The 5,441-nt window shown below is 39.3% G+C and carries 4 protein-coding genes; 1 reads left to right on the plus strand and 3 read right to left on the minus strand.

Features of this window, described 5'->3' with window-relative positions:
• Window positions 1-536 precede the first annotated feature (536 nt).
• The gene (locus tag E5355_RS18695; RefSeq protein ID WP_136011509.1) at window positions 537-908 is read left to right on the plus strand and encodes a helix-turn-helix domain-containing protein; all 372 of its coding nucleotides are present in this window, start codon (window positions 537-539) and stop codon (window positions 906-908) included.
• 259 nt (window positions 909-1,167) lie between these two features.
• On the opposite strand, the gene E5355_RS18700 is transcribed toward E5355_RS18695, so the two are convergent.
• The 3 genes from E5355_RS18700 to E5355_RS18710 all read right to left on the minus strand — a co-directional run bounded on the left by E5355_RS18700 (window position 1,168) and on the right by E5355_RS18710 (window position 5,372).
• Window positions 1,168-2,955 (minus strand): TOTE conflict system archaeo-eukaryotic primase domain-containing protein, encoded by a 1,788-nt coding sequence (locus tag E5355_RS18700; protein ID WP_136011510.1) that lies wholly within the window; start codon window positions 2,953-2,955, stop codon window positions 1,168-1,170.
• Window positions 2,956-2,973: 18 nt separating this feature from the next.
• On the minus strand, window positions 2,974-4,269 hold the full coding sequence (locus E5355_RS18705; RefSeq protein ID WP_136011511.1) for an ATP-binding protein: 1,296 nt from the start codon (window positions 4,267-4,269) through the stop codon (window positions 2,974-2,976).
• A 305-nt stretch (window positions 4,270-4,574) separates the two neighbouring features.
• The gene (locus tag E5355_RS18710; RefSeq protein ID WP_136011512.1) at window positions 4,575-5,372 is read right to left on the minus strand and encodes an HNH endonuclease; all 798 of its coding nucleotides are present in this window, start codon (window positions 5,370-5,372) and stop codon (window positions 4,575-4,577) included.
• Between the last annotated feature and the right edge of the window lie 69 nt (window positions 5,373-5,441).

Below are 5,441 nucleotides of genomic sequence, written 5' to 3' on the forward strand. Positions count from 1 at the left end.
CACGTACGGTGGTGTGAGAGGTCGGAACGGGAATTAATCCCGTTCCTCCTACTCGATTCTTTTATCAAATAGATTTTGTGAGATAATCCCTAACAACCATTATCCCAATCATTTTTCTTTGGTAATAAGCCCAACTACCAATATTCACGACTTACAGGAGGGAGTGTCCAAAACGGACACTCCCTATAAATATATCCTATTTTATATATCGCGCCACACTTGGGATTTCGCACTTACAAATCAATTCAGAGTATGATTGACAGTCTGATTTTTCGCTGAAAGATGAAATCGAATTAAATTCAAGCAGTTATATAATCATATATCCTCATTTATAAGATATGTGAATACCATTTATGCAAAAATGACCAAAGATTGGGGGCTGTTCAGCATCCGACTCTTTGACAAGAGGAAAAGTCCCATGGAAAATCTTATGAGTTAGGGTTATCCATTAATTGTACAAGGTTATCTGATTAATAACCAATCCATTCTATTGAAACCAAGTTCTTTTGTATCACAAATCCATAAACATAAAACGCATGAAAGAAAATTTATCATTTGAAGAAATGCCCCAAGCTATCTTGGAACTGTTACAAAAAGTGGAAAGTATTCAAACCGACGTCGGCGAATTGAAAGAACGTTGCTCCCAAAAGCCGGACGAACCTATGATAGGAATTGATGAAGCCTGCAAAATACTTCATCGGGCAAAATCAACCGTGTATGCTCTCACGCAAGCACATAAGATACCGTTCTACCAACCGGAAAAGATGCTCCAGTTCAAACGCTCGGAACTGATGGCGTGGATGGAAAACGCACGGCAGGAGACCAACAGGCAGACACGGGACAAGATTATCAATGATATGCAGCAGGGCATTCGCCATAAGCCGAAATCTAATTGGGGAATGAAATGATGACATATATTGAATTGCTTAACCGATTTTGGCACGCCAATAAAACAGAACGTTTCAGCATAGGAGAACGTGAGTTGTATTATTATCTGTTGAATGAATGCAATAAGAACTATTGGTATATGCCTGTTTCTTGTCCGACTTCCGTAATATGTACCGTCACCGGACTGAACAAGCAAACTTTGATGCGTGCCCGTGATAATTTGAAAAAACGAGGGCTTATCGACTACACGGAAGGTATTCAGAACTCCAAAGCTCCCACTTATATCATAATAATGGACAAAGATGAATTTGTGACCGCTAATGTGACCGGTTGCGTTACCGCTACAAAGACCGCTTCCGTTACCAGTAATAAAGATAAAGACTCGTCCACTATCACCATACCGTAGTTTCGGATAAAGGATTTTACATCATTCTCCTCAAAGCAAGATTGCATCAGGGCAATATCTATTATGCCGTGCAAATTGTTCCCTTTAGAGTCCAATGTGCCGAAAGGTGAGAATGCTTTCTTTCGCCCACGTTTATGAGAGGTATCTTCTACAGTATAGTCTATTTCTAAGAATTCTTCCAATCGGGTTTTCCATTGGTCAAGCAAGGCTTTAGTATGTACAAGAATCAGCGTATTCACCTTGCGCTCTGCTATCAATCCGATAGCCGTGACAGTTTTACCAAATGCGGTAGTTCCATGTAATATACCATTATTATGAAAAGTCAGACTTTGGACAGCCGTAGCTTGTTCTTCACGCAATTCTCCTTTAAATTGAACGGAGATTGTTATTCCTTGTTCCGTCCAGTCATCTATACAATAAGCCACATGATGTTCATCCAATAACTTTGTAACGGCATCTTCACACCCACGAGGCAAAGCAATGTGTTTATCCGATAGTTCCGCACATGAAATAACACGAGGAACATTGTATGTGGATAACCTCATGCCCAACTTTGCATAGAATTCCGGATTTTTGAAGGAAGCAATACGTTTCAAATGATTTATCGCCTTTGCGGAAAGTCCGTCCAAAGGGATATAGAGCATATTGGACTTAATGATAAGTATCTCCTTCGGGAAATCATCTTTTACAATCTTCTGTGCCGACGGTGTTTCCCATGGTTGGGATTCGCTTGTAGTGGATAACTCTCCAAGTTCCGAAGCTATTCCATATTTCAATAGAATCCTGTCAACCAATGCTTCTGATACTTTTCGCACACTCAACAGATACTCCCATTGGTCTTTATAAGGTATAAAGTTCTCGTCCACGAATACACTATTCCCCTCTTTTCGAGCTTTGCCTTGCAGGGGCAATGCAACCAAGTTTCCGAAACCACCCTCTGGCAACCTGTCTTGATTGGGAAAGAAACGGTCGTAAGACTTAAAGGTCATACGCCCATTTCTATCCATCGCTTCCGTCAATATGGTATTGCCTAATTTCCTTGCCTTACTTGCTTCCAAAGGTGTTTCAAAGAATACCCATACATGCGCACCGTTTCCTGAGCGTGAACGTTCTACGCTGTACGGAATTTCCCATTCCTTACAAATATTTATATAGGATGACACATCATTCTGATAACCATGTTCGCAAGATTTATCATCAAAGTCGGCACAAAGAAAGTTGCATTTGCTATCCTGAAGAATAGCATACACTCCGATTACATCACAACAATTAATCTCCTTGCCTTCAAGATGTTTATAAATATCTTCGTAATCCAATTCTTTAAATTGGCGATTCGGGCATTCCGTACATTTGTATTTCCGTTTATCACATAATTGCCTGTTCCATTCATTTAAGCATACGGGCTGATAACCGGATTTTCCGCTTGACCTACTATACCATCTTCTTGCGAACACATCTTCCCGACCATGAAATAATCCTCTGAACAACGCCACCTTTTCTTCCAAAGACAGACGAGGCATCACGATACTCTCTTGTGGCTTCTCATCTTCTATATGCAATAGCTCCTTTAGATGTTTAATCTCATCTTTCAAAGCATTGTTTTCCTCTTGAAGCCGTATGCTCAGTGTAAGGAGTTCTTTATATGTCAAGGGGCTTTTCATAGGCTCTCAAAAAGACTATTATGGTAAAAAATAACTTGTTATGGCATAAAGCGGAACATTCGTCATCCAGTCTTGCTCTCGGTAATCCGACATAGAGAAACGCAACCCATGCATCTCCGAGTGGGAAGCCACAAAAGTTGAAAGCGATTTGGCACGAAGATTCTCTTCCGCTTTCGCTTCTATCGGAACAATTTCGCTACCGTGCTGAATTAAGAAATCAATCTCCAACTTGGCATCGTTGCTATAATAGAATACAGAAGTATCATGAGTAGCTACCAATTGGCTCATCATGTAGTTTTCCGTGAAAGCTCCTTTGGATTCTTCCATACCGTTTTCCGCTACCAATAACTTTTCGGGAGGTGTTTCGCTCATAGCTCCTAACAGACCGCAATCCAGAAGAAAAAGTTTGAAACTGGAAATATCTACATAGAACTTCAAAGGCATCTTGGCTTCGTTTACCCGTTCTACTTTATAAACCAGACCGGCATCCATTAACCATTGGATAGCCACCTCAAAATCTTTCGCTCTGCCTCCCGGCTTTGCCACACCATAAATGAACTTCTTATTCTCTTTCACCAATTGTGAGGGCATGGATTGCCACACCATATTGATACGATTGGATTCCGAAGTAGGCACATGTTTTGATATATCTTTTTGGTAAGTATAAAGAATATTCTTCTGAATCTCCCTCACCTTGACAGCATCATTGGTTTCGATAAACTTACCGACAGCTTCAGGCATACCGCCTACGAAATAATACTCACGTAACGCCTTTATATATTCGCTCTTAAGGAGTTTTATCGTCACCCAGTCTTTGGAACGTAAAATATCAACCAATTGCCTATTCCCTTTTGCCAGTAAAAACTCATCGAACGTCATGGGATAGATATGTAAAATATCGACTTTGCCGACTGGAAATGATTCCCCTCGGTGCATAGTAATTCCCAATAATGACCCGGCAACTGCTACGTGATACTGAGGTGCGTTCTCACAAAAATATTTCAATACCGACAATCCACGTGGTGCTTCTTGGATTTCATCAAGAATAATCAGAGTTTTTCCGGCTTCTATGCTTTGTCCTGCAATAGCACCAAGTGCAAGGACGATACGTTGCATATTATAATCTTGCGCGAACAGGTTCTTCGCCAACACATTATCCTCGCAGTTTACATAAACCACGTTGTCAAATTCTTCTTCTCCGAATTTTCGGAGGATATAGGTCTTGCCAACCTGACGTGCGCCTGCTAAGATAAGAGGTTTTCTTCCCTCTTTATTCTTCCATTCCCTAAGTTGCTCTATGATGTTTCTATACATGGCAATTATTGGTTTAATTAGACTTCAAATGCAAATATACATTTTTCCGACCGAACATAGATAATCATACCACATTTTTTCAACCGAACATCAATTGAATTATCACATAAATCAGACCGAATATCAAAAAACAATCACTTTTATACTCGTTTCTGCCATTTTTTACTTACTTTTGTGGTCAGAGTTCCGGCAAAAGAACACAAGAAAAAAGCACGGTACGAGAATTAGGGTTATTCTATTGATAAATAGCAAGTTGAAATTCCCTTAACTTTCTCTCCCATTTGTCAAATGGCTACTCGTACCTATTAAAACAGAAAGTGCTGATTACTACGAATGTAAAGATAATTGCAGCTAAGTTTGCCTTTATGCAACATTGCATGGCAATTAGGGCATACAGGAACAAGGCCATTTTCAGGTTCTATTTTATGCGCTTCCCCTTTCAGTGCCGAAATGGGAACAATGTGGTGTACATGAATAAATCCATTACCCAATTCTCCATACACTTTGCTAAAGTCCATTCCACAAACTTGGCATATACATCCGTGTTTTTCAATGCATTTTTTACGAGCAATAGGATTACGCTCGTATCTATTGACTAATGCTTGTTGCAAAGAACCCTCATAATATTCCTCTGTGTATATTTTGTTCTGTTTATTGTCTAATAACCAGTATTTTCTTTGAGTATTAACCATATGTTTAGGAGTAATGCCCAACCTATCACAAAATCCTAAATATTCATCTTCTAATGCCTGATTAAAAGCCCTTGTGTGCCCAATAATACTATCAATAGCAGGAGATGTTTCTCTACCGTTCTTCCCATTCTTTTTTACCAGATGTGTCAACAAATCATTATTTAGATACCCGACAAATCGACTTGGTGCAAAATGATATTGTCCATCAGACTTATATACAACGAAATTTGTACCATTAGCAATAAGACGAACTATATTTTTGTAGTTTTCCTCATTATCATCATCCAGATACGTGTCAACTTGACACAGGTTATTCATAAGTTCTGATATATCTCTGATAATTCTGCCTAATTTTCTCATAATATTTTTTGCGCTATAGAGCACAAAGGTAGCTAAATCTCTTGTAATCATCACTTATTACCATCAAAAAGTTATTCATCAGTTATATTTTGGTGAATGATTCCACCATTGAAACACCTG

This window comes from Bacteroides muris (ex Afrizal et al. 2022) (assembly GCF_004793475.1).
In the GTDB taxonomy this organism is placed as follows: domain Bacteria; phylum Bacteroidota; class Bacteroidia; order Bacteroidales; family Bacteroidaceae; genus Bacteroides; species Bacteroides muris.